Genomic DNA, 23,074 nt, shown 5'->3' with positions numbered 1-23,074 from the left:
GGTTTGGATGATCTGAAATTCAAGCGCATTGGACGCGCGCGGACATAAACGGTTCGCAGCAGGTTCGCCGTGCTCGCCGGCGAGCGCATCGGCACATGCCAGCCGTTAGCCGGCGAGCACATCGGCATGCGCGCGCACGATGTCGATGAAACCGGCCAGCACGGGGCTCACTTCCGCCGTGCGCCACACGAGCCCCGTGACGACGGCGGGCACCGCTTCGCGCAGCGGACGATACACCACGCCCGTGCGCCGCAGGTTACGCAACGATTGCGGCACCAGTGCGACGCCCATCCCCGCTGACACGAGGCTTACGATCGTCTGCATCTGGATCGCTTCCTGGCCGACGCGCGGCGTGAGACCGGCCGCGCCGTAGCAATCCATAATGATGTCATAAAAGCCTGGCGCAAGACGCCTTGGGAAAACGACGAGCGGCGCGTCGCCCGCTTGCGCGAGGCTCAAGGGTCTGTCGCGCCATTCCGCTGCACTGTCGTCACCTTCGACGCGCGCCGCCATCTCCGTCGACATCGCGATCACAAGCGGCTCGCGCGCCAAGGGCAGCCACGACAGCTGCGCCGCGTAGCGAGGCGGCAGCGGCCCGATCACGAGACCCGCGTCGATCCGCCCCGCCACCAGTTCGTCGATCTGCACATCGCTCGTCGCCTCGAGCAGTTCGAGCCGCACGCGCGGATGCCGCGATCCGAACTCGCGCAACAGCGGCGGCAGGAGCCCGTAGTCGGCCGTCGACACGAACGCCAGCGACAGCACGCCCGCCTCGCCGCGCGCCAGGCTCTGCGCGAGCGGCCGCAGCCCTTCGGCGGCCGCGAGCAGGCGCCTCACCTCGGGCAGCAGATCCGCCCCGACTTGCGTCAGATCGACGGAGCGCTTCGTGCGCGCGAACAGCTCGACGCCCAGCGTGTCTTCGAGCGCGCGGATGGCCTGCGACAGCGGCGGCTGCGTCATCGACAGCCGCGCCGCCGCGCGACCGAAGTGCTTTTCTTCGGCGACAGTCACGAAATAGCGCAACTGGCGGAGATCGGGAATCGCGGGCAGGCTCATTGATATATTTTACGACCTAATCGACGCTGAATAATATATTGGACATTCGTTTGCAGAAACTGCATTCTTGCGCGACGCGCCCGAACTAGACTTAAGAACCCGCCCCAGCCCGCCCGGCCATTGGGTCGCGAGCAAGCCAACGGGCGCACGGATCAAAACAACTGGATGGAGCTCCCCATGCCGTACAACCGTCGTTCGAAGAACATCACGCAAGGCGTCGCGCGTTCGCCGAACCGTTCGATGTATTACGCACTCGGCTATCAGAAAGATGACTTCGACAAGCCGATGATCGGCGTCGCCAACGGCCACTCGACGATCACGCCGTGCAACGCGGGCCTGCAACGCCTCACGGATGCCGCCGTCGAAGCCGTCAGGCGCTCCGATGCGAACCCGCAGACCTTCGGCACGCCGACCATTTCGGACGGCATGTCGATGGGCACGGAAGGCATGAAGTACTCGCTCGTGTCGCGCGAAGTGATCGCCGACTGTATCGAGACCTGCGTGCAGGGTCAGTGGATGGACGGCGTGGTCGTGATCGGCGGCTGCGACAAGAACATGCCGGGCGGCATGATCGGCCTCGCGCGCATGAACGTCCCCGGCATCTACGTGTATGGCGGGACGATCAAGCCGGGCAACTGGAAGGGCACCGACCTGACCATCGTGTCGTCGTTCGAGGCTGTCGGCGAATTCACGGCGGGCCGCATGTCGCAGGAAGATTTCGACGGGGTCGAAAAGAACGCATGCCCGACCACGGGCTCGTGCGGCGGCATGTACACCGCGAACACGATGAGCTCGTCGTTCGAGGCGCTCGGCATGTCGCTGCTGTACTCGTCGACGATGGCGAACCCGGATCAGGAGAAAGTGGATTCGGCGGCCGAATCGGCGCGCGTGCTCGTCGAAGCCGTCAAGAAGGACCTCAAGCCGCGCGACATCATCACGAAGAAGTCGATCGAAAACGCGGTCGCGCTGATCATGGCGACGGGCGGCTCGACCAACGCCGTGCTGCACTACCTCGCGATTGCGCACGCCGCGGAAGTCGAGTGGACGATCGAGGACTTCGAGCGCATGCGCAAGAAAGTGCCCGTGATCTGCGACCTGAAGCCGTCGGGCAAGTACGTCGCGACCGATCTGCACAAGGCAGGCGGCATCCCGCAAGTGTTGAAGCTCCTGCTCGACGCGGGCCTCTTGCACGGCGACTGCATGACGATCACGGGCAAGACGATCGCCGAAGAACTGAAGGACGTGCCGGGCAAGCCGCGCGCGGACCAGAACGTGATCTACCCGATCGACAAGGCGCTCTACAGCGAAGGCCACCTCGCGATCCTCAAGGGCAACCTCGCGGAAGACGGCGCCGTCGCGAAGATCACCGGCCTGAAGAACCCGGTCATCACGGGTCCGGCGCGCGTGTTCGACGACGAGCAGAGCGCGATGGAAGCGATCCTCGCCGACAAGATCAAGGCCGGCGATGTCGTCGTGCTGCGCTATCTCGGCCCGCAAGGCGGTCCGGGCATGCCGGAAATGCTCGCGCCGACTTCGGCGATCATCGGCAAGGGACTGGGCGAATCGGTCGGCCTCGTCACCGATGGCCGCTTCTCGGGTGGCACGTGGGGCATGGTCGTGGGTCACGTCGCGCCGGAAGCGTTCGTCGGCGGCACGATCGCGCTCGTGCAGGAAGGCGACTCGATCACGATCGACGCGCACAAGCTGCTGCTGCAACTGAACATCGACGACGCGGAACTCGCTCGCCGCCGCGCAGCATGGAAGCAGCCGGCGCCGCGCTACACGCGTGGCGTGCTCGCCAAGTTCGCCGCGCTCGCGAAGCCGGCGAACAAGGGCGCCGTCACGGGCTGAGGCGCCAGCGCCGCTGGCGTCTCTGGACGCCACAAGCGCTGTCTTCGCTGACGCAACGCAGCAACGCGGGATCGCAACGAACGCACGCAGCGCGATGCTTCGATGAACGAAGGGGCACACGGACCGCCGTGTGCCCCTTTGCTTTTATAATGCGTCCACCACAGGCCGGGCCCAGGTCACCGGCGGAGACCATAATGAAATCGAAGTCGTATGCGGCAGTCTTGCTGGCAGGCGCTTTGACGCTCGCCGGAGCGGCGCGCGCGGAATCGGCCCCAGGCCTCGCGCTCGCGCAGAAGGAGAACTGCATGAGTTGCCATTCGGTGACGCGGCAGTTCATGGGACCGGCGCTGCACGATGTCGCCGCCCGGTATGCGTCGCGCAGCGATGCCTCGCATTACCTCGCACGCAAGATCATCGAAGGCAGCGCGGGCGTCTGGGGCACCGTGCCGATGCCCGCGAACACCCAGGTCACGCCCGACGAAGCAGCGTCGCTCGCAAGCTGGATCATGACGCTCAAATAACGCACGGGCGCCGGGTACGGCCTTGCGGATCGCGCGATCGACGCGCGGAATAAAACGTCAAATGCCGCTTACTTGACGTCCGCGCTGTTGCCGAGTTCTTCGCGGATCGCTTCGCGCACCCACCTCAGCATTTCCGTTTCGAGCGCGAGCGCGACTTCGCGCGTGATCTGGTTGACGAGCCACGTCGTGTGATCCTGAAACGCGTCGCGGCAGCGCGCTTCGATCAGATTGCGCCCCTCGCCTTTCAGATAGGTCGCGAAGCGTGCGCGCAAGCGTTCGGCGAGCACGTCCGCATCGTATTCGGGCGCGTCGGCGGGTGTGCGGATGCGCTCCGTCGGCGTGTGCGGTGCGCTGAGGTCAGGCGGCGCGACGTAGCGTTCAGCCGCCGATCCCGATGTGAACTCCGCTTCTCCCGGCACAAACTGCGCCGGCTCGCGCGCGGGCGCAAGCGCTTCTTCGTGCGCGGCTTGCGGCGTATGCGCGTTCGTTCCTTCGAGTTCGGGATGCATGGCTGGCTCGCCCGGCAGAACATCGTCCGCGGGTTCGTACACGGAATCGAGCACGGGCACGTCGTCTTCTTGCGCGGACGGCTCCTGAGCGCTCTCGCGAGGCGCTTCATGTGTTGCTTCATGCACCCCTTCATGCGCCCCTTCATGTCCCTCTTCATGCGCTTCGTGATGATCCTCGGCATGCGCCGCTTCCTGTCGCCGCGCATGCGAAGAATCGTGCCCATGTCCATGCCGCTTCGAGCGCTTCGTCTTCGCATGGGGATCGTGGCCCGTGACCATCACATCGGTCAGAACGGGAATGTCTTGATCGGAAGAGTCAGAAGATTGGGACACGAAAGCCTCCCTTTAAAGATCGGACGATGCGGTTCCGCGCGAATCGGACAAGACCGCGCATCGAGCGGACATGAACCGTCAGGCGCCCTGCTTGTAGTTGTTTAGAGCATAGCCGCGATCGCGATAGAAGCGGTAGCGCTCACGGCCCGCGGCCAGTTCGTCGGGCTCGTTGCCGACGATTTCCAGCAGGCGTTCGAAGCGCGCGAACTGCGGCGGCACCGTCGCGCTCAGGTTCAACAGTATCTGATGATGGGGTACGTCGTCGAGCGACGACGTGAGCACGACGGGCGTCTGCGCCGCGAGCGGACTCGCCGCCATGCAGTGCGGCACGAAGTCGAGCGGCGAGAAGGTCCAGAGCTGCTCGTCGAACGCGCGCAGCCGTGGCGGCTCGGCCAGCACGATCAGCGGCTGGCCGGCCTGATAAGCCTTGCGCACGAGACGGCACGCATAGAGCAGCGAATCGCCGACGTTCGAATGAAAGTCGATGCGGGTCATCGGCGAGCTTGCTTCATTGCTTCGTGCGCGCGGGGACTGCGATGCGTCATTGTGCGGCGCGGTCGATCAGGAACTGCGACAGCAACGGCACGGGACGGCCCGTTGCGCCCTTCGCCGCGCCGCTCTTCCATGCGGTGCCCGCGATGTCGAGGTGAGCCCACGGATACGCATCCGTGAAGCGCGACAGGAAGCACGCCGCCGTCACGCTGCCCGCAGGGCGTCCGCCGATGTTGGCGATATCCGCGAAATTCGACTTCAGCTGTTCCTGATACTCGTCGTCGAGGGGCAGACGCCATGCCGGATCGCCCGCTTCCTTCGACGCGTCGAGCAGTTCGCCCGCCAGCACATCGTCTTTCGAGAAGAGGCCGCTGTTGTGATGGCCGAGCGCGATGATGCACGCGCCCGTCAGCGTCGCGATGTCGATCACGGCGGCGGGCTTGAAACGCTCCGCATAGGTGAGCGCGTCGCACAGGATCAGACGCCCTTCCGCGTCCGTGTTCAGCACCTCGATCGTCAGCCCCTTCATGCTGGTGACAATGTCGCCCGGCTTCGTCGCGTTGCCCGCGGGCATGTTCTCGCAGGTCGGAATGATGCCGACGACGTTCAGCTTCAGGCCCATTTCGGCGACGGCGCGCATCGTGCCGAGCACCGAGCCCGCGCCGCACATGTCGTACTTCATCTCGTCCATGCTGTCGCCGGGCTTGAGCGAGATGCCGCCCGTGTCGAACGTGATGCCCTTGCCGACCAGCACGACGGGCGCAGCCTTCGCGGAGCCACCCTGATGCTGGAGCACGATGAATTGCGGCGGTTCGATGGAGCCCTTCGTGACCGAGAGGAGCGAGCCCATCTTCAACGCTTCGAGCTGCTTCTGGCCGAGCACTTCGACCTTCAGCTTCCAGTCTTTCCCGAGCTTCTTCGCGGCGTTCGCCAGATAGGTCGGCGTGCAGACGTTGCCCGGCAGGTTGCCGAGGTCCTTCGTCAGGTCCATGCCGTTCGCGAGCGCGACACCCTGCTTCGAGGCGACCTTCGCGAGCTTTTCATCGGCGGCGTCGACGCTGAACACGATGCGCTTGAGCGCACGCGCGCCGTTGTCCGGCTTGCTCTTCATGTGCGTGAACTTGTACGTCAGTTCGCGCAGCGCGAGGATCGCAGCGCGCACCGCCCAATCCGCCGAACGCTCCTTGACGGGCGCCTGGGCCAGCGTGAACGTGACCTGCGCGACCTTCGTGCCGAGGATTGCGCGCCATGCCGCGCGCACGGCGTCGCCGTACGCTTTCTGCGTGAAGGCATCCTGCTTGCCGAGGCCGACCAGCAGCACGCGCGACGCGCCGATGCCCTGCACTTCATGCAGGAACACCGTGCTGCCGATCTTGCCGTCCATATCGCCGGCCTTGACGATGCGCGTGAGCAGCCCCTTGGTGGCCGCGTCGATTTCCAGCGCTGCGCCCGACAGCGTCTGCGACTCGAACACGCCGATCACGATGCAATCCGATTTCCCGGTAAGGAACCCGTTGGTCGAGCCTTTGCTCCAATCACAGGCTTTTATGCTAAAGTCCATCGCGCTTGTCCTCGGATAAAATCTGGGCTTAGGATGAAAGCCGCAATTATCCGCTATTTTTCCCGCGGCGGCTGCACGGAAGGCGTGATGGGGCCCAACCCCGCCGTCCACCGGGGCGCGCCCTCTCCTCATCAACCATGATTTTTGAACGCTCCCTCCAGCGCGAACTGGCGTACACGGCTGGTGCCGTGTTCATGGTCCTGCTCACGCTGGTTCTGACGACGATGATGATCCGCATCGTCGGCTTCGCGGCATCCGGTGAAATCGATCCGCGCGATGTGCTCGTGCTGATCGGCCTCACGGTCATCGGCTATCTCGCGATCATGCTGGTCGCGACGCTGTTCGTGTCGATCCTGTTCGTGCTGACGCGCTGGTACAAGGATTCCGAAATGGTGGTGTGGCTCGCGTCGGGCGTGAGCCTCACGCGCTTCATCAAGCCGGTCGGGCTGTTCGCGACGCCCATCATCATTCTGATTGCGTTCTTCGTGTTCGTCGGCTGGCCGTGGTCGAACCAGCAGAGCAAGCTGATCCGCGCGCGCTTCCAGCAGCGCGACGAAGTCTCGCTGCTCGCGCCGGGCCAGTTCCGCGAATCGGCTACGAGCCATCGCGTGTTCTTCATCGAGAAGATGTCGCCCGATCAGGGCCACGTCGAGAACGTATTCGTCACGAGCACGGAGAACGGCAAGGTGAACGTGGTCGTATCGAAGAACGGCCACACGGAAACGCAGAAGAACGGCGACCGCTTCGTCGTGCTCGAAAACGGCCGCCGCTATGACGGCGAGCCGGGCCATCCCGACTTCCGCATCATGGAGTTCGCGCGATATGGCGTGAAGATCCAGAGCCAGCCTGTCGTCAACACGCCGACCACGACGGGCACGCCCACACTTGACCTGTTCCGCGACCCGACGCGCCAGAATCTCGCCGAATTCGCGTGGCGCGCGGGCTTGCCGCTGATCGCGATCAACCTGATGCTGCTCGCCATTCCGCTTGCGCACCAGAATCCGCGCCGCAGCCGCACGATCAATCTCGTGATGGCCGTGCTGATCTATCTGACGTATTCGAATCTGCTGAACGTCGTGCAGTCATGGATCGAGCAGGGCAAGATGTCGTTCGTCGTGGGTCTCGTGGGCCTGCATATCGTCGTCGCGCTGGTCGTCGTGTTCATCTTCTGGCTGCGGGTGCGCAACCGGCCGCTGTTCACGCGCGCGATGTTCAGCCGGGTTGCAGACACGCCGGCGCAGGGAGCATGACCGATGCGCATCTATGAAAAGTACTTCGCGCGGCAGGTCTATCTCACGTTCGTCTTCATCCTGTTCGCGTTCTCGGGTCTGTTCTTCTTCTTCGATCTGATCAACGAACTGAACTCGGTCGGACACGGCAACTACAAATTCCAGTACGCGGTGCTGCGGGTCGCATTGCAGACGCCGTCGCGCTTCTACGAAATCATTCCCGTCGCCGCGCTGATCAGCGCGATCTATGTGTTCGCGCAGATGGCGGCCAATTCCGAGTACACGATTTTCCGCGTGTCCGGTCTCGCGACGAATCAGGCGCTGCGCTCGCTGCTGAAGATCGGCATTCCGCTCGTGATCCTCACGTACCTCATCGGCGAAGTGGTCGGCCCGTACACCGATCAACTGTCTGAACGCGTGCGTCTGGAGGCATTGGGCTCGTCGGTGTCGAGCAACTTCGAGTCGGGCGTCTGGGTGAAGGACACGCTGACGGCGCGCGCCGATGGCGAGCAGGTGACGCGCTTCGTGAACGTCGGCCAGTTACAGCCCGATGCGACGATCACGAACGTGCGCATCTACGAGTTCGATTCGAAGTTCCGTCTGTCGAACGTGCGCATGGCGAAGTCGGGCAAGTATCAGCCGCCGGGGCACTGGGCGCTGACGGACGTCACGGACACGCAACTGATCGACGTCGCGCCCGACGCTGGCAAGCCCGCCGACGCACTGAACCCCGTGTATCGCGCGAAGCAGGTGACGCTGCCCGAGTACTCGTTGCGCTCGGAACTGACGCCGCAGATTCTGTCGGTGCTGCTGGTCGCGCCGGAGCGGATGTCGATGTTCAATCTGTTCCGCTACATCCAGCACCTGACGGAGAACCATCAGGACACGCAACGGTATGAGATCGCGTTGTGGCGCAAGCTGCTGTATCCGTTCGCGGTGTTCGTGATGCTGGTGCTGTCGTTGCCGTTCGCCTACTTGCATACGCGTGCAGGCGTAGTGGGCATGAAGGTGTTCGGCGGGATCATGCTGGGGATGAGCTTTCAGCTCTTCAACACGCTCTTCTCGCACATCGGTAATCTGAACACCTGGCCGGCGCCTTTGACGGCCGCGACGCCGGCGCTGTTGTATCTCGTGCTTGGGCTCGTCGGGCTCAAGTGGGTCGACCGGCACTAGCTGCTTTTTTTACGGGACGCTCCGGCTATGGGATCGAATGGCATTGTGCTGTTTGCGCATGGCGCGAGAGACGCCCGCTGGGCCGAGCCGTTCGAGCGTCTTGCCACCCGCTTGCGTGAGTTGCGCGGCGCCGATGCAGGGCCCGTTTCGCTCGCGTTTCTCGAACTGATGACGCCCGATCTGCCTTCCGCTGTCGCCGACCAGGCGTCTGCGGGGGCGTCTGTCGTGACCGTCGTGCCTGTTTTCTTCGGCCAGGGCGGGCATATCCGGCGCGACTTGCCCGTCATTCTCGATCAATGCCGCGCGGCCAATCCGGATGTCGAGATCCGCTGCTCCGTCGCCGTCGGCGAGGATGCCGATGTGATCGAGGCTATCGCCGGTTATTGCCTGCGGCAGGCTTCTTCCTGACCGGCTTTGCGCCGCGGGCAAGAAGCACACTTCACTTCATCACGTCGAACACGATCCGCGCAGCCTCGTCCACGATCTCGTTCTGGGGCGGCGTTTCCTTCGGTGTTACGCCTGTGAAATAAACGGCGACAACGAAAGCCGCCGCAGGCGAATACACAACGGCGACATCATTGGCCGTGCCGTAATCGCCGCTTCCTGTCTTGTCGGCCACGGGCCAGCCGGAAGAACGGACGGCCGCCCTGATACGTCTTTCACCCGTCGTATTGCCCAGCAGCCACGCCTTCAACTTTTCGCGCTGCGGCGGCTCGAGCACATCGTTCGACAGCAAGATCTTCTGCATGTCGTGCATCATCGCGCGCGGCGTCGTGGTATCGCGCATGTCGCCCGGCACGGCGTCATTCAGCTCCGGCTCCCGCCGCACGAGATCGAACCACGTATCGCCGATCGAGCGCGCAAACTCGTTCAACACTTCCGGCCCGCCCAGCGCGGTCAACAGCAGGTTGGCCGCCGTGTTGTCGCTGTACTGGAGCGCCGCCGCGCAGGCGTCGCCCATCGACATGCCCTCGCTCAGGTGCCGCTTCGTCACGGGCGAATTCGCGACGAGATCCGTCTCGCCATAGCGAATGTGCGTGTCGAGCAGAGCACGCTCGGCGATGCTGCGCTTCAGGATCGCTGCGACGGCAAGCAGCTTGAACGTGCTGCACATCGGAAAGCGCTCCGACTCGCGATAACCGACATACGACCCATCGGCCGTATTGAGCGCGGCGACACCGAGGCGTCCGCCGCTCCTCGCTTCCAGTTGCTCGAAGCGCTCATGCGCGGCCAGATTGATCGCCACGGACGAAGCCGGCTGCGCGCGCACGCCGACTAAGGGGCCAGCAGCAAGCGCAATCAGCAGTGCGCGACGCAACGAAGAATGGAACATGAGGCAGTGGTGAATGCAGAGCGAAAGCGAATGTTATCGCAACGCACATGCCTGCCCTCGCGTGTCTGCTCGACTGTCCGAAAACGACGAACCTGGAGCAGCGAACCCGAAGCGATGAACCAAAGACAATCGGCCGCATTCACTCGCGCGAATGCGGCCGAAAAATAGATACCAGCAAAAGCTGTCGCGTTATGCGACCCGCAGCGCAGGCTCGCCTGACGCAGCAGAAGACGAATCGTCCGCGCTCGGCTCGCTCTTTATCACGCGCTCGGCGAACGCATCGCCGATCATCAGCAGCGAAGGCTGCGCGGGATCGAGCCACAGTTGCGCATCGCCCGCCGCGAGTCCTTCGAGCGTCAGCGTCAACGTCCGCTCGCGCGGCGTCGAGCATGCCTCGACGATCGCCACGGGCGTCGAGGCAGCGCGGCCCGCGTCGATCAGCTGTTGCGCGATCTCGGGCGCGCTGTCGCGGCCCATGTAGAACACCAGCGAATCGGCGTTCACCTGCTCGCGAATCTCGGCAGAATCCGCCGCGCGGCTGTGCGTCGCCAGCGCGACGCTGCGCGACACGCCACGCAGCGTCAGCGAACGGCGCAGCGATGCTGCGCTCGCCAGCGCCGCCGTAATGCCCGGCACGACTTCATATTCGATACCCGCTGCTTCGAGCGCGCGCATTTCTTCATCGGCCCGGCCGAAGAGCATCGGATCGCCGCCCTTCAACCGCACGACGACGCCATGCTCGCGCACCGCATCGACGATCTGCTTGTTGATGAAGTGCTGCGCGGTCGAGCGCTTGCCGCAGCGCTTGCCCACCGCGATCTTGCGTGCTTTCGGCGCGTAGTCGAGCATCGCCGGCTCGACGAGCGCATCGTGCAGCACGACATCGGCAACGGCCAGCAGCCGTGCGCCGCGAACCGTGATCAGGTCCGCCGCGCCGGGCCCCGCGCCGATCAGATAAACCTTGCCCATTTGCTGCTCCGTTCCGCTTCGTTGCCTGCTTCGTCCCATCACGCAGAGACAGAACGAATCATGCCGGCCGCCACCGTGTGATGCGTCGCTTCGTCGATCAGCACGAACGCGCCCGTGCCCGGATGCGCATCGTACTCGTCGGCGACGATCGGCTTTTGCAGCGTCAGCGACACGCGGCCGATGTCGTTCATCCTCAGCTCGTGACGGTCCGTCGCGTGCGACAGCGTATGCACATCCAGCACCTGCTTGATGCCGCCGACGCGCGCGAACACCGTGTTCGTCGTCTGCTTCAGCAGATACTTGCGCGCCGTCGACAGCGGCGCGTCGTCGAACCAGCACAGGTCCGCTTCGAGCTTTTTCGCCGGCTGAACCGTCGCGGACACGTGCACGAACGTATCGCCGCGCGACACGTCGACGTCTTCCGTGAGACGGATCGTCACCGTCTGGCCCGCGAACGCGCGGTCCACTTGCGCCGTGCCGCCCGGCACGGGCGCGATGATTTCAGCCACCGTCGCCTGGCGGTTCGCCGGCAATACGACGATCGAATCGCCGAGCTTCACCTCGCCCGATTCGACACGGCCCATATAGCCGCGGAAATCGTCGGCCTGGCTGCCGTCCTGGCGCGCGACCCATTGCACCGGGAAGCGCAGTGCGTCGTGCGTCGCCGTATCGACGGGCAGCGCTTCGAGCACGTCGAGCAGCGGCTCGCCCGCATACCACGGCATGCGCTCGCTCGCCGTCACGATGTTGTCGCCCTTCAGCGCCGACACGGGCACGAAGCGCACGTCGCTCAAACCGAGCTGGCGCGCGAGCGCGACATACGCGTCGCGGATCTCGTTGAAACGCGTTTCGCTGTAGTCGACGAGGTCCATCTTGTTGATCGCGACGATCACGTGCTGCAGGCCCAGCAGCTTGACGATCGCGCTGTGGCGCTTGGTCTGCGGCAGCAGTTGCGCGACGCCGTTCTCGAACGCGACGCGCGTCGCGTCGACGAGAACGATCGCGGCGTGCGCCGTCGAAGCGCCCGTCACCATGTTGCGCGTGTACTGTTCGTGACCCGGCGTGTCGGCGATGATGAACTTGCGCTTCGCGGTCGCGAAGTAGCGGTACGCGACGTCGATTGTGATGCCCTGCTCGCGCTCGGCTTCGAGGCCGTCCGTCAGCAGCGACAGATCGATTTCGTCGCCGACCGTGCGCTTGTTCTTCGCGCGCGACAGCGCGGACAGCTGATCCGACAGCACAGCCTTGCTGTCGTACAGCAGGCGGCCGATCAGCGTGCTCTTGCCGTCGTCGACGCTGCCTGCCGTGATGAAACGAAGCACGCCGAGGTCTTCCGGTTGATGAATGCTCATAGTGGTATCGCCCTCGTGTGCCTTAGAAATAACCTTGCTTCTTGCGCTGTTCCATCGCGGCTTCCGACGTCTGGTCGTCCATCCGCGTCGCGCCGCGTTCCGTGATTTCCGTCACGGCCGTTTCGGCGATGATCTTTTCCACATCGTCCGCATCGCTTTCGACGGGGCACGTGCAGCTGATGTCGCCCACCGTGCGGAAGCGCACCAGCGCTTCTTCGCTCGTCTCGCCTTCGCGGATCGGCGTGAGCGGCGTCACGGGCACGAGCAGGCCGTTGCGGCGCACGATCTCGCGCTTGTGCGCGTAGTAGATCGACGGCAGTTCGAGGTCTTCGCGGGCGATGTATTGCCACACGTCGAGCTCCGTCCAGTTCGAGATCGGGAACACGCGCAGGTGCTCGCCCTGATGCAGGCGCGCGTTGTAGAGGCTCCACAGTTCGGGGCGCTGCGCCTTCGGGTCCCACTGGCCGAACTCGTCGCGGAACGAGAAGATGCGCTCTTTCGCGCGCGCCTTCTCTTCGTCGCGGCGCGCACCGCCGATCATCGCCGTATAGCCGTATTGCTCGATGGTTTCGAGCAGCGTGACGGCCTGCGCGGCGTTGCGCGAATCCGTTTCGCGGCGCAGGCGCACGGTGCCGCGCTTGATCGAGTCTTCGACGTGACCGACCACCAGCTCGGCGCCGATTTCTTGCGCGCGTCGATCGCGGAAGTCGATCACTTCGTCGTAGTTGTGACCCGTGTCGATGTGCACGAGCGGGAACGGCAGCTGCGTCTTGCGGTTCGCGCCGAGGCCGAACGCCTTCAACGCGAGCGCCAGCACGACGACGGAATCCTTGCCGCCCGAGAACAGCAGCGCAGGCTTGCTGCATTCGGCGACCAGTTCGCGCAGGATGTGAATCGACTCTGCCTCGAGCCAGTCGAGGTGATCCATCCGGTTCGCCGTGACGGGCAGCGGTGCGTTGACAGTGGAATCGAGCGTCGTGCTCATTTTCTGGTCCTTCATTGGTTCGTGTCGCATGTTCGGGTGCTCACCAGATGCGTGCGGCACGTAGGGATTCAATCGAAATCGGCAATTGGCGGCGCACGGCGTTTGCGTCATCTTACGCCGGCGCCTGCGCGGCTCACATCAGGCCGAGGCGTTCTCCGAGACGACCGTGACAGGGATCGTCGTGATGTGCAGTCCGCATTCCTTCGTATCGCGCGACTCCCACCACCAGCGCCCTGCCCGGCTGTCTTCGCCGGGACGCACGGCCCGCGTACACGGCTCGCAGCCGATGCTCGGATAGCCGCGCGCATGCAGCGGGTTCACGGGCACGTCGAAGGCCTTCAGGTAAGCCCACACATCGGCTTCCGTCCAGTCTGCGAGCGGGTTGTACTTGGCGATGTTGCGCGCGCCGTCGTGCTCTTCCTCGTGCAGCTCCGCGCGCGTGACCGACTGCTCGCGACGCTGACCCGTCACCCATGCGCCGACGTCGCCGAGCGCGCGATTGAGCGGCTCGACCTTGCGGATTTCGCAGCAGCGCTTGCGCAGATCGATGCTTTCGTAGAACGCGTTCAGGCCGTGCTGCGCGACATACTCGTCGACGGCGGCCGCTTGCGGATGAAACTGCTCGATGTCGTAGCCATAGCGCTCGCGCACGCGGTCGATCATGCCAAGCGTTTCCGCATGCAGGCGGCCCGTATTCAGCGAGAAGATGCCGATCTTCACGCCGCGCGACAGGATCGCGTGCGTGAGCAGCATGTCTTCCGCCGCGAGGCTGCTCGCGAGCTTCACCTTCTCATGACGCTGCGCGATCGAATCGAGCAGCGCATCGAGACGTTCGATCTTCGCCTCGAGCTCCGGCGTGAGGTTCGATGCGCTCGTCATACTGAGGCCTTTTGAGTAGCAGCCGCTTCGCGACGGCGAAAGAGCGGCGAAGGCTCGTCGAACGCGCCTTGATACTGGACCGTGAATTCGGTGAACGCCTTCAGTGCGTCCTGGATGTCTTTGTCCGCGCGCAGCGCATACGCGTTGAAGCCGCAGCGCTCGTAAAAGCGCAACTGGTCGCGCAGCACGTCGCCGATCGCGCGGATCTCGCCCTTGTAGCCATAGCGCTCGCGCAACAGGCGCGCAATGCTGTAGCCGCGCCCGTCGCGGAACACCGGAAAGTCGACGGCGATCAGGCCGAGCTTGTCGAAGTCGCCAACGATGTCGGCGGGCTCACTATCGGGCGCGAGCCACACGCCGATCTGATCAGCGCTGCGCGAAGCCGTCAGCTCATCACGCGAGCTCTGCCACAACACGAAGGGAACGATCACCTTGCCGGCGGGCAATGCGCCCACTGCGGGCAGCGTGCCGTCCTCGGCTGCGCGGACGACCGTGAAGTCGTCGTTGACGATCGTGCGGTCCTTGATAATCGATGCCATCTGCTAGTCCCTTTTACGCGTGAGCCGGTTGACGCGATGCATACACGCGTTCCTTGAACGGTGCGATCCCGATGCGGTTGTACGTGTCGATGAAGCGTTCGCCGTCGATGCGGTTCTCGACGAACGTGTCGATCACCTTGGACACCACGTCCGGCATTTCTTCCGCCGAGAACGACGGGCCGATCACGCGGCCGAGCTTCGCGCCGTCTTGCCCCATGCCCTGCTCGCCGCCGAGCGACACCTGGTACCACTCGGCGCCGTCCTTGTCGACGCCCAGCACGCCGATGTTGCCGACGTGATGGTGGCCGCACGAGTTCATGCAGCCCGAGATGTTCAGCGACACGTCGCCGAGGTCATACACGAAGTCGAGGTCGTCGAAGCGCTCCTGGATCGCTTGCGCAATCGGAATCGACTTCGCGTTCGCGAGTGAGCAGAAGTCGCCGCCCGGGCACGCGATGATGTCGGTCAAGAGGCCGATGTTCGGCGTCGCGAAGCCTTGCGCCTTCGCCTTTTCCCACAGCGCGTACAGGTCGCGCTTCTTGACGTCGGCGAGAATCAGGTTCTGCTCATGCGACACGCGAATCTTGCCGAACGAGTATTCGTCGGCCCAGTCGGCGACGGCTTCCATCTGCTTGTCGGTGGCGTCGCCGGGCGCGACGCCCGTCTTCTTCAGCGACACCGTGACGGACGCATAGCCCGACACGCGATGCGGACGCACATTGCGCTCGACCCAGCGCGCAAACGCGCGGCTTTCGAGCAGATGCTTTTCGAACGACGTGTCGGTGTCCGGCAGCTTCTCGTAGACGGGCGGCTGGAAGTATTGCGACACGCGGTCCAGTTCGGCTTGCGTGAGCGTCGACGGGCCGTCCTTCAGGTGCTGCCACTCTTCCTCGACCTGCTGCGAGAATTTCTCCGCCGACAGCGACTTCACCAGAATCTTGATGCGCGCCTTGAACAGGTTGTCGCGGCGGCCGTAGCGGTTATACACGCGCAGCACGGCTTCGCAATACGTGAGCAGATGCTGCCAGGGCAGGTCTTTCCTGATGATCGCGCCGACGATCGGCGTGCGGCCCAGACCGCCGCCCGCGAGGATGCTCGCGACGACTTCGCCCGCTGCGTTCTTCGTCAGATAGACGCCCAGGTCGTGAATCTGCACGGCCGCGCGATCTTCCTTCGAGCCCGACACGGCGATCTTGAACTTGCGCGGCAGCCATGCGAATTCAGGGTGAAACGTCGACCACTGGCGCAGGATTTCGGCCCACGGACGCGGATCGATGATTTCATCGGACGCGACGCCCGCGAACTGATCGGCCGTGATATTGCGGATGCAGTTGCCCGACGTCTGGATCGCGTGCATCTGCACGGACGCGAGCTTGCGCAGGATTTCCGGCGTCTCTTCGAGCTTGATCCAGTTGTACTGGATGTTCGTGCGCGTCGAGAAGTGGCCGTAGCCGCGATCGTGCTCGCGCGCGATGGTCGCAAGCATGCGCAGCTGGTCGCTGCGCAGATTGCCGTACGGAATCGCGATGCGGTGCATGTACGCGTGGCGCTGCATGTAGAGGCCATTTTGCAGCCGCAGCGGACGGAACTCTTCTTCGCTCAATTCGCCCGACAGACGGCGACGAACCTGATCGGCGTACTGCGCGACGCGTTCATCGACAATGGTCTGGTCGTACTGATCGTATTGGTACATTCGGGGACCCCAGGGTTTGTGTTCGTCTCGCACAACACGGCGTTCCGGTTACGCCGCGCCTCGTATTCATCATTGCCAGTCAGCTTTGAGCGTCGTGGCCATCGGCCGTTTAGATGCATCGCTCATTTGCTAATGACAAATACAGATATCCATATTGGAAAAACTGGAGAAATCGTAATAAACTCGCCTTATATTTCAAACGACTAAAAAATTCTTTTGATATGCGGCGAGGTTATATATGAACCTGCATCAGTTCCGCTTCGTACGGGAGGCCGTCCGGCAGAACTTCAACCTGACGGAAGCCGCCAAGGCGCTGTATACGAGCCAGCCTGGCGTATCGAAGGCGATCATCGAGCTGGAAGATGAACTGGGCGTCGAAATCTTCACGCGGCACGGCAAGCGCGTGCGCTCGCTGACCGAGCCGGGGCGGATCATTCTGGCGTCCGTCGAGCGGATTCTGCAGGAAGTCGAGAGCCTGAAACGCGTCGGTAAGGATTACGCGGCGCAGGACCAGGGCAATCTCGTGATCGCCGCGACGCACACCCAGGCGCGCTATTCGCTGCCCGCTGCGATCGCCGAATTCAAGAAGCGCTTCCCGAAGGTGCACCTCTCGATCCTGCAAGGCAGCCCGACGCAGGTCGCGGAAATGGTGATCCACGACCAGGCGGACGTCGCGATCGCGACGGAAGCCGTGTCCAGCTACAAGGAGCTGGTGTCGCTGCCCTGCTTCTCGTGGCATCACGTGGCCGTGATGCCCGCCGATCACCCCCTCCTCGAACGCAAGCAGCTTTCGCTCGACGACCTGACGCAGTATCCGCTGATCACCTACGACAATGCGTTCGCGGGCCGCACGAAGATCAACGACGCGTTCCGCCTGCGCGGCCTGCACCCCGACATCGTGCTGGAAGCAATCGACGCGGACGTGATCAAGACTTACGTCGAGCTGGGGCTGGGCGTCGGCATCATGGCCGATATCGCATTCAACGCCGAGCGCGACCGTCATCTGCGCGCGTTGCCCGTCGGCCATCTGTTCGGCAGCAACGTGACGCGCGTCGCGCTCAAGCAGGGCGCGTATCTGCGCAGCTATGTGTACACGCTCGTCGAGCTGCTGTCGCCGAACCTGAACCGCAAGCTGATCGAGCAGGCGCTCAAGGGCGATCACGAGACGTACGAGCTTTGATTTTTGTTCCGCTATAACAACTGCAGTTACCTGCCACGGAGACCCTTTCGCATGACGCCGCACGAGAACAAGCTGAAAGACACCTTGCGCCATCTGACACGCGCCGCCGCGCTCGGCGCGTCGCTCTTCGCCGCCGCCGCGCACGCGGACGTCAAGGTCGGCATCGATCTGTCGAGCACGGGGCCCGCGGCTGCCATCGGCATCACGAGCAAGAACGCGATGCTGATGTGGCCGAAGACGATTGCCGGCCAGCCGGCGCAGTACATCGTGCTCGACGACGGCTCCGATCCGGGCGCGGCCGTGCGCAATATCCGCAAGCTGATCAACGAGGATCACGTCGATGTGATCGTCGGGCCGAACATCACGCCCGCCGCGATGGCCGCGCTGGATCCCGTCGCCGAAAGCCAGACGCCGATGATCACGCTGATCGGTTCGGCGAGCGTGGTCGAGCCGCAGGAAGGCAAGAAGGTCTGGGCGTTCAAGATGGCGCAGACGGACGGCGCGATGGCCGATGTGATGACGCGCTACATGTCGAATCACAACGTGAAGACGGTCGGCTTCATCGGCTTTGCGGACAGCTACGGCGACAGCTGGCTCAACGAGTTCACGAAGTTCGCGGCGCTGCGCCATATCCAGGTCGTCGCGACCGAGCGCTTCAATCGCACCGATGCGAGCGTCACGGGCCAGGTGCTGAAGCTGATGGCCGCGAAGCCCGACGCCGTGCTGATCGCAGGCGCCGGCACGCCGACGGTGCTGCCGCAGCGCACGCTCGTCGAGCGCGGCTACAAGGGCGCGATCTATCAGACGCACGGCATCGCGACGCCGGAGTTCATCAAGCTCGGCGGCAAGGATGTCGAGGGCACGCTCTTTCCGACGCAGCCTGTCGTCGTCGCGCGCTCGCTGCCCGCCGATCATCCGGCGAAGAAGGCCGCGCTCGCGTTCGTCAGCGCATACGAAGCGCAGTACGGCCCGAACACGGTCACGCAGTTCGCGGGCGATGCGGCGGGTGTCTATCCGCGTCTGCAGGATGCCGTCGCGCGCACGTTGAAGACGGCGCAGCCGGGCACGCAAGAGTTTCGCGTCGCGCTGCGCACGGAGCTCGAACATGCGCATGAGCTGGTGGTGCCCAATGGTGTCGTGAACACGAGCGCGAAGGATCACGTCGGCCTCGATCAGCGGGCGAGCGTGATGGGGATCGTCAAGGGCGGGAAGTTTTCGTATTTGAGCCAGTGAGCTTTTTTGAAGTGCCTGCGCTCGATGCAGCGGCCATCGCTCGAAGCGACCCAGCCGTTGCCGCATAAGCGCTAACCCCTACGCCAAAAACACCACCGCTTCATCGATCACGCCGCGCCAGTCGCCCATCAACGTCTGGCGCAGCGGTTTCAGATTCGCCATCCACGGCGATGTATCGCCTTCCACGCCCCAGCGCCATTCGCTTGCCAGATTGAGCGGCACGATGGTCGTCTTGCCGAGCATCGCGCTCAGATTCGCAACGCCCGAATCGACGGCTACGACGGCATCCAGTTGCTCGATGCACGCGGCCGTCTGCGCGAACGATTCGATGCCCGGCCCGTACACGCTGATGTTCGCCGACGGCATGCCCGCGAAGCTCTGCGCGGCGGGATGATGCAGGCTCACGAAGTGCCGCTTCGCCGCGACGGACGGATGCGTGACGAGATGTTCGACTTCCGTCAGCGGCAGGCGGCGCCGGATCGCCGAGCAGCGCATCACCGCACCCACTTCATGCGCGTGCCGCTGATTGCAGTCCCAGAAGATGCCGATCAGCGACTTGCCCGGATGCGCGGCGCGCATTTCGCGCGCCCATCCGGCGGCGGCGGCGGCGCGCTCGGCGGCGGGCGCGCGCAGATACGCGGGGAAAAACGGCGACGGCGGTGGCGTCTGCCGCGCGGCCAGCGACGGCAAATGAAGCAGCGTCGCGTGCAGATCGGGCGCGAACTTGCGCACCTCGTCAGCCAGCGCTTCGGACAAACCTTCCTGATGATGCAGCGGACGCGGCGCGCTCACGACGAAGCACTCCGGCAACGAAGCCTGCAACAGCGCATGCAACGGCGGATCGCAGGTGATCATCAGTTGCGCGCCCGCAGCCTGCCATTGCGGCACGTTGGCGAACAGCAGGAACTGGTCGCCGTAACCCATCTGATGCGTGATCAGCACGCGCTTGCCGCGCAAATCCTGTTCGCCTGACCACGACGGGATATCGGCGGGCCGGTAGTTGCCGGTGTCGCTGAAATTGCGCGCGAGCCACGGCTCGAAGCCCGCCGGACGCGCCGTGCGCAGCAGCGCCTCGCCGTACAGATGCTCCGCTTGCCGCGCGAACCACTCGCCTTCGGCGCCGGCCTTGCGCCACGCGCGCTCCAGCATCGGAATGCCACGTTCGACGTCGCCCGACATCACGAGGCTCTGCCCGAGGCTCATCTCGTAGTAAGCGGGTTTCCACGCGAGCGCCGCATGGTTGCGCCAGGTCGCGATGGCGTCGAAATGCCGGCCCATCAGCGTCAACGCATAGGCGCGCCAGTTGACGAAATGCACGTCGCGCGGCTCGATCGCGAGCGCGCGGTCGGCGTATGGCAGCAGCTCGTCGTCGCGCTTGTCTTCGATCAGCGCGATACAGACGATACGCAGCTTTTCGATATCGTCGGGAGCATGGGCGAGCGCATCGAGCGCATCCTGAAGGTTCGACATGGCGTGGGTCGCGTCTTCTTTGTTCGGCAGGACTGACGTATCGGCGGCACCGCCGACGGCGGGCGAGTATACGTCGTAGAATCGGGCTGCAATCTCAAAACTTCACGGCATCATCCGATCATGCGCACGACCCGAGCCATCCATGCCGTCGAACGGCTGAAGACCCGCAGCGGCAACCCACGTTTTGCGGCAATCAGCCTGTCGGGCGGAGTCTTCTATCTCGTCGACAAATCGGGCGGCACGGATCAGAAAGTCTCCGATCCGCTGCCGCTCGACGAATTCGTGAAGTTCGTCGACGCCTACGGTCCCAAGAAACCGCGCAAGGTCAGCAAGCTCGATCTCGCCTTCGAAGAGCAGATCAAGCGCAGCAAGAACTGAACATCAGCCGCCGTTCTGCACGTCCTGCCACTGCAGCTTCGCGTGGCTTTCGAACACGGCATCGATGAAGCGCAAGCCCGCGACGCCATCGTCGACGGTCGTCAGCAGACGGCTTTCTTCGGGCAGCGGCAAGCCCGCGTCGATGGCTTCGATCTGCAACGCGGCATCCTTGTACAGTTGCGCGAACGCTTCCAGATAGCCTTCGGGATGGCCGGGCGGCACGCGCGTCGCATGCCGCGCGATCGCGCTATCGACGCGTCCGCGCGTGAGCTTTCGCATCGCGCCGCCCAGCGGCGTGAACAGCAGTTCGTTCGGGTTCTCCTGATCGAACGCGATATGGGCTTTCGTGCCGTACACGCGCAGACGCAGCGCGTTTTCGGCGCCGCTCGCGACCTGGCTTGCCCACAGCATGCCGCGCGCGCCGTTCTCGTAGCGCAACAGCGCCTCGATGTGATCGTCGACCTGGCGGCCTTCGACGAACGTATGCAGTTCCGCGACGATCTGCTTCGGCAGCATGCCCGTCGCGAACGCCGCGAGGTGATACGCATGCGTGCCGATATCGCCGAGACAACCCGCGCGTCCCGCCTGCTTCGGGTCGGTGCGCCAGACGGCCTGGCGGTTCTCGCCCGTGAGCTCGACCGGCTTCGCGAGCCAGTCCTGCGCGTATTCGACCTGAACGACGCGCACATCGCCGATCTCGCCCGCGTCGACGAGTTCGCGTGCGTGGCGCACCATCGGATAGCCGGAGTACGTGTGCGTCAGCGCGAACAGGCGGTTCTTCTCGCGCGCCAGTTTCGCGAGCGCTTCGCCTTCTTCGAGCGTCATCGCGAGCGGCTTGTCGCAGATCACGTGGATGCCCGCATTCAGAAACGCCGTTGCGATGGGCGCATGCAGATGGTTCGGCGTGACGATCGCGACGGCATCGATGCCATCGTCGCGCGCGGCTTCGGCGCGCGCCATCTCTTGCCAGCTCGCATAGCTGCGCGCGATGCCTGCTTCGTCGGCGCTCGCCTGCGCGCGCTGCGGGTCCGACGACAGCGCGCCCGCCACCAGCTCGAAGCGATCGTCGATGCGCGCGGCGATCCGATGCACCGCGCCGATGAACGCGCCCTGCCCGCCGCCGACCATGCCCAGCCTGAGTCTTCGTGTCATCGTCTTACGCTCCTCTTCGATGCGAGACCATTGCGGGACCATCACGCGGACCATCTTGGGTTTAAAGGCCCAGCACGCGCTTCAGTTGCGCGGCGTCCGCGCCGCTGCCCGCGAAGTCGTCGAATGCATGATCAGCCACGCGAATGATGTGCCGCTTGATGAACTCCGCGCCTTCGCGCGCGCCGTCTTCGGGATGCTTCAACGCACATTCCCATTCGAGCACTGCCCAGCCCGGAAAATCGTATTGCGCCATCTTCGAGAAGATCGCGCCGAAGTCGATCTGCCCGTCGCCGAGCGAACGGAAACGTCCCGCGCGTTCGACCCAGCCGCTATAGCCGCCATACACGCCTTGCCGTCCGTTCGGACGAAACTCAGCGTCCTTCACGTGAAAGGCCTTGATGCGCTCGTGATAGATATCGATGAACGCGAGATAGTCGAGCTGCTGCAACACGAAGTGGCTCGGATCGAACAGAATGTTCGCGCGCCTGTGATCGTTCACGGCCGAGAGAAAGCGCTCGAACGTCACGCCGTCGTGCAGGTCCTCGCCCGGATGCAGTTCGTAGCAGACGTCGACGCCCGCTTCGTCGAACGCATCGAGAATCGGCGACCAGCGGCGCGCGAGTTCGTCGAACGCGGTTTCGACGAGCCCTGCGGGACGCTGCGGCCACGGGTAGAAATACGGCCACGCGAGCGCGCCCGAAAACGACACATGCGACGTGAGCCCGAGACGCTGCGATGCCTTCGCGGCCCACTTCATCTGCTGGATCGCCCACTCGGTGCGCGCTGCCGGATTGCCACGCACCTGCGGCGCGGCGAAGCTGTCGAACAGCACGTCATACGCCGGATGCACCGCGACGAGCTGGCCTTGCAGATGCGTCGACAGCTCCGTGATTTCGACGCCCGCATCGGTGACGATGCCTAGCAGGTCGTCGCAATACGCCTGGCTCGACGCCGCCTGCTCAAGATCGACGAGGCGCGGATCGGCGGGCACCTGGATGCCCTTGTAGCCGAGATTCGCGGCCCATTCGGCGAGATGCGCGAGAGTGTCGAACGGCGCCTGCGCGCCCATGAACTGCGCGAGAAAGATCGCCGGCCCTTTGATCGTTTTCATCGTGCTGCTCCCTTCGGTGGATTGAAAAGGCGCCGCCCTTCGCATCGGATGACGAAGGGCAGCGCCCCGCCCAGG

General features: G+C 64.2%; 22 protein-coding genes. 8 read left to right on the top strand and 14 right to left on the bottom strand.

Annotated elements, in window-relative coordinates; genetic code table 11:
• Positions 1–105: 105 nt before the first annotated feature.
• Positions 106–1,056, bottom strand: a complete 951-nt coding sequence (locus GCT13_RS11260; protein ID WP_152757891.1) for a LysR family transcriptional regulator — start codon at positions 1,054–1,056, stop codon at positions 106–108.
• Between the two features lie 177 nt (positions 1,057–1,233).
• Between GCT13_RS11260 and ilvD the strand changes: the two genes are divergently transcribed.
• Positions 1,234–2,907 (top strand): dihydroxy-acid dehydratase, encoded by a 1,674-nt coding sequence (gene ilvD / locus GCT13_RS11255; RefSeq protein WP_152757889.1) that lies wholly within the window; start codon positions 1,234–1,236, stop codon positions 2,905–2,907.
• Between the two features lie 194 nt (positions 2,908–3,101).
• The gene (locus GCT13_RS11250) at positions 3,102–3,428 is read left to right on the top strand and encodes a c-type cytochrome (protein WP_090864605.1); all 327 of its coding nucleotides are present in this window, start codon (positions 3,102–3,104) and stop codon (positions 3,426–3,428) included.
• 68 nt (positions 3,429–3,496) lie between these two features.
• Here GCT13_RS11250 and GCT13_RS11245 read toward each other — a convergent pair whose 3' ends face one another.
• The 3 genes from GCT13_RS11245 to GCT13_RS11235 form a co-directional block, all read right to left on the bottom strand.
• A complete protein-coding gene (locus tag GCT13_RS11245; RefSeq protein WP_321574285.1) occupies positions 3,497–4,270 on the bottom strand; it encodes a DUF2486 family protein in 774 nt (257 codons plus the stop codon).
• A gap of 78 nt (positions 4,271–4,348) precedes the next feature.
• The gene (locus GCT13_RS11240; protein WP_152757886.1) at positions 4,349–4,765 is read right to left on the bottom strand and encodes a DNA polymerase III subunit chi; all 417 of its coding nucleotides are present in this window, start codon (positions 4,763–4,765) and stop codon (positions 4,349–4,351) included.
• A gap of 46 nt (positions 4,766–4,811) precedes the next feature.
• On the bottom strand, positions 4,812–6,323 hold the full coding sequence (locus GCT13_RS11235) for a leucyl aminopeptidase (RefSeq protein WP_152757884.1): 1,512 nt from the start codon (positions 6,321–6,323) through the stop codon (positions 4,812–4,814).
• Between the two features lie 137 nt (positions 6,324–6,460).
• Between GCT13_RS11235 and lptF the strand changes: the two genes are divergently transcribed.
• The 3 genes from lptF to GCT13_RS11220 are packed head-to-tail and all read left to right on the top strand — an operon-like array spanning position 6,461 to position 9,133.
• Positions 6,461–7,573, top strand: a complete 1,113-nt coding sequence (lptF, locus tag GCT13_RS11230) for an LPS export ABC transporter permease LptF (protein ID WP_152757882.1) — start codon at positions 6,461–6,463, stop codon at positions 7,571–7,573.
• A 3-nt stretch (positions 7,574–7,576) separates the two neighbouring features.
• On the top strand, positions 7,577–8,725 hold the full coding sequence (gene lptG / locus GCT13_RS11225) for an LPS export ABC transporter permease LptG (protein WP_152757880.1): 1,149 nt from the start codon (positions 7,577–7,579) through the stop codon (positions 8,723–8,725).
• Positions 8,726–8,752: 27 nt separating this feature from the next.
• Complete coding sequence (locus GCT13_RS11220) at positions 8,753–9,133, top strand: sirohydrochlorin chelatase (RefSeq protein WP_152757878.1); 381 nt, start codon at positions 8,753–8,755, stop codon at positions 9,131–9,133.
• A 31-nt stretch (positions 9,134–9,164) separates the two neighbouring features.
• On the opposite strand, the gene bla is transcribed toward GCT13_RS11220, so the two are convergent.
• The 7 genes from bla to GCT13_RS11185 form a co-directional block, all read right to left on the bottom strand.
• A complete protein-coding gene (bla, locus tag GCT13_RS11215) occupies positions 9,165–10,058 on the bottom strand; it encodes a class A beta-lactamase (protein ID WP_152757875.1) in 894 nt (297 codons plus the stop codon).
• 189 nt (positions 10,059–10,247) lie between these two features.
• Positions 10,248–11,027 carry a uroporphyrinogen-III C-methyltransferase gene (gene cobA / locus GCT13_RS11210; protein ID WP_152757873.1) on the bottom strand — a complete coding sequence of 260 codons (780 nt, stop codon included), beginning with the start codon at positions 11,025–11,027 and terminating at the stop codon, positions 10,248–10,250.
• 38 nt (positions 11,028–11,065) lie between these two features.
• On the bottom strand, positions 11,066–12,379 hold the full coding sequence (locus GCT13_RS11205; protein WP_152757871.1) for a sulfate adenylyltransferase subunit 1: 1,314 nt from the start codon (positions 12,377–12,379) through the stop codon (positions 11,066–11,068).
• A 22-nt stretch (positions 12,380–12,401) separates the two neighbouring features.
• Complete coding sequence (gene cysD, locus GCT13_RS11200; RefSeq protein ID WP_152757869.1) at positions 12,402–13,364, bottom strand: sulfate adenylyltransferase subunit CysD; 963 nt, start codon at positions 13,362–13,364, stop codon at positions 12,402–12,404.
• A gap of 138 nt (positions 13,365–13,502) precedes the next feature.
• Entirely contained in the window at positions 13,503–14,243 is a 741-nt protein-coding gene (locus tag GCT13_RS11195; protein WP_152757867.1) for a phosphoadenylyl-sulfate reductase, read from the bottom strand.
• Positions 14,240–14,782, bottom strand: a complete 543-nt coding sequence (locus tag GCT13_RS11190) for a DUF934 domain-containing protein (RefSeq protein ID WP_152757865.1) — start codon at positions 14,780–14,782, stop codon at positions 14,240–14,242. The genes GCT13_RS11195 and GCT13_RS11190 overlap by 4 nt, the downstream gene beginning before the upstream one ends.
• A gap of 13 nt (positions 14,783–14,795) precedes the next feature.
• Positions 14,796–16,475 carry a nitrite/sulfite reductase gene (locus GCT13_RS11185; protein WP_152757863.1) on the bottom strand — a complete coding sequence of 560 codons (1,680 nt, stop codon included), beginning with the start codon at positions 16,473–16,475 and terminating at the stop codon, positions 14,796–14,798.
• A 238-nt stretch (positions 16,476–16,713) separates the two neighbouring features.
• Here GCT13_RS11185 and GCT13_RS11180 point away from each other — a divergent pair, with 238 nt between their 5' ends.
• A complete protein-coding gene (locus GCT13_RS11180; protein ID WP_152757861.1) occupies positions 16,714–17,655 on the top strand; it encodes a CysB family HTH-type transcriptional regulator in 942 nt (313 codons plus the stop codon).
• Between the two features lie 51 nt (positions 17,656–17,706).
• Complete coding sequence (locus tag GCT13_RS11175) at positions 17,707–18,888, top strand: ABC transporter substrate-binding protein (RefSeq protein WP_152757859.1); 1,182 nt, start codon at positions 17,707–17,709, stop codon at positions 18,886–18,888.
• A gap of 78 nt (positions 18,889–18,966) precedes the next feature.
• Here the strand turns inward: GCT13_RS11175 and GCT13_RS11170 are convergent, their stop codons facing one another.
• Positions 18,967–20,358 carry a tetratricopeptide repeat protein gene (locus GCT13_RS11170; protein ID WP_152757856.1) on the bottom strand — a complete coding sequence of 464 codons (1,392 nt, stop codon included), beginning with the start codon at positions 20,356–20,358 and terminating at the stop codon, positions 18,967–18,969.
• A gap of 120 nt (positions 20,359–20,478) precedes the next feature.
• On the opposite strand from GCT13_RS11170, the gene GCT13_RS11165 reads away from it, so the two are divergent.
• The gene (locus GCT13_RS11165; protein WP_152757854.1) at positions 20,479–20,736 is read left to right on the top strand and encodes a hypothetical protein; all 258 of its coding nucleotides are present in this window, start codon (positions 20,479–20,481) and stop codon (positions 20,734–20,736) included.
• A gap of 3 nt (positions 20,737–20,739) precedes the next feature.
• On the opposite strand, the gene GCT13_RS11160 is transcribed toward GCT13_RS11165, so the two are convergent.
• Both GCT13_RS11160 and GCT13_RS11155 read right to left on the bottom strand, forming a co-directional pair.
• A complete protein-coding gene (locus tag GCT13_RS11160; protein WP_152757852.1) occupies positions 20,740–21,888 on the bottom strand; it encodes a Gfo/Idh/MocA family protein in 1,149 nt (382 codons plus the stop codon).
• 61 nt (positions 21,889–21,949) lie between these two features.
• Positions 21,950–22,999 (bottom strand): sugar phosphate isomerase/epimerase family protein, encoded by a 1,050-nt coding sequence (locus tag GCT13_RS11155; protein WP_152757850.1) that lies wholly within the window; start codon positions 22,997–22,999, stop codon positions 21,950–21,952.
• Positions 23,000–23,074 lie beyond the last annotated feature (75 nt).

This window comes from Paraburkholderia franconis (assembly GCF_009362735.1).
In the GTDB taxonomy this organism is placed as follows: domain Bacteria; phylum Pseudomonadota; class Gammaproteobacteria; order Burkholderiales; family Burkholderiaceae; genus Paraburkholderia; species Paraburkholderia franconis.
Note: the sequence above shows the minus strand (reverse complement) of the source record. Positions and strands in the feature narration are given on the sequence as shown.

Coding starts and splice junctions, on each gene's coding strand:
- GCT13_RS11195 (WP_152757867.1), bottom strand. CDS start 14,243: ATGACGAGCGCATCGAACCTCACGCCGGAGCTCGAGGCGAAGATCGAA.
- GCT13_RS11170 (WP_152757856.1), bottom strand. CDS start 20,358: ATGTCGAACCTTCAGGATGCGCTCGATGCGCTCGCCCATGCTCCCGAC.
- GCT13_RS11260 (WP_152757891.1), bottom strand. CDS start 1,056: ATGAGCCTGCCCGCGATTCCCGATCTCCGCCAGTTGCGCTATTTCGTG.
- lptF (WP_152757882.1), top strand. CDS start 6,461: ATGATTTTTGAACGCTCCCTCCAGCGCGAACTGGCGTACACGGCTGGT.
- GCT13_RS11205 (WP_152757871.1), bottom strand. CDS start 12,379: ATGAGCATTCATCAACCGGAAGACCTCGGCGTGCTTCGTTTCATCACG.
- cysD (WP_152757869.1), bottom strand. CDS start 13,364: ATGAGCACGACGCTCGATTCCACTGTCAACGCACCGCTGCCCGTCACG.
- GCT13_RS11165 (WP_152757854.1), top strand. CDS start 20,479: ATGCGCACGACCCGAGCCATCCATGCCGTCGAACGGCTGAAGACCCGC.
- GCT13_RS11190 (WP_152757865.1), bottom strand. CDS start 14,782: ATGGCATCGATTATCAAGGACCGCACGATCGTCAACGACGACTTCACG.
- GCT13_RS11160 (WP_152757852.1), bottom strand. CDS start 21,888: ATGACACGAAGACTCAGGCTGGGCATGGTCGGCGGCGGGCAGGGCGCG.
- GCT13_RS11175 (WP_152757859.1), top strand. CDS start 17,707: ATGACGCCGCACGAGAACAAGCTGAAAGACACCTTGCGCCATCTGACA.
- lptG (WP_152757880.1), top strand. CDS start 7,577: ATGCGCATCTATGAAAAGTACTTCGCGCGGCAGGTCTATCTCACGTTC.
- GCT13_RS11250 (WP_090864605.1), top strand. CDS start 3,102: ATGAAATCGAAGTCGTATGCGGCAGTCTTGCTGGCAGGCGCTTTGACG.
- ilvD (WP_152757889.1), top strand. CDS start 1,234: ATGCCGTACAACCGTCGTTCGAAGAACATCACGCAAGGCGTCGCGCGT.
- GCT13_RS11155 (WP_152757850.1), bottom strand. CDS start 22,999: ATGAAAACGATCAAAGGGCCGGCGATCTTTCTCGCGCAGTTCATGGGC.
- bla (WP_152757875.1), bottom strand. CDS start 10,058: ATGTTCCATTCTTCGTTGCGTCGCGCACTGCTGATTGCGCTTGCTGCT.
- GCT13_RS11235 (WP_152757884.1), bottom strand. CDS start 6,323: ATGGACTTTAGCATAAAAGCCTGTGATTGGAGCAAAGGCTCGACCAAC.
- GCT13_RS11185 (WP_152757863.1), bottom strand. CDS start 16,475: ATGTACCAATACGATCAGTACGACCAGACCATTGTCGATGAACGCGTC.
- cobA (WP_152757873.1), bottom strand. CDS start 11,027: ATGGGCAAGGTTTATCTGATCGGCGCGGGGCCCGGCGCGGCGGACCTG.
- GCT13_RS11180 (WP_152757861.1), top strand. CDS start 16,714: ATGAACCTGCATCAGTTCCGCTTCGTACGGGAGGCCGTCCGGCAGAAC.
- GCT13_RS11240 (WP_152757886.1), bottom strand. CDS start 4,765: ATGACCCGCATCGACTTTCATTCGAACGTCGGCGATTCGCTGCTCTAT.
- GCT13_RS11220 (WP_152757878.1), top strand. CDS start 8,753: ATGGGATCGAATGGCATTGTGCTGTTTGCGCATGGCGCGAGAGACGCC.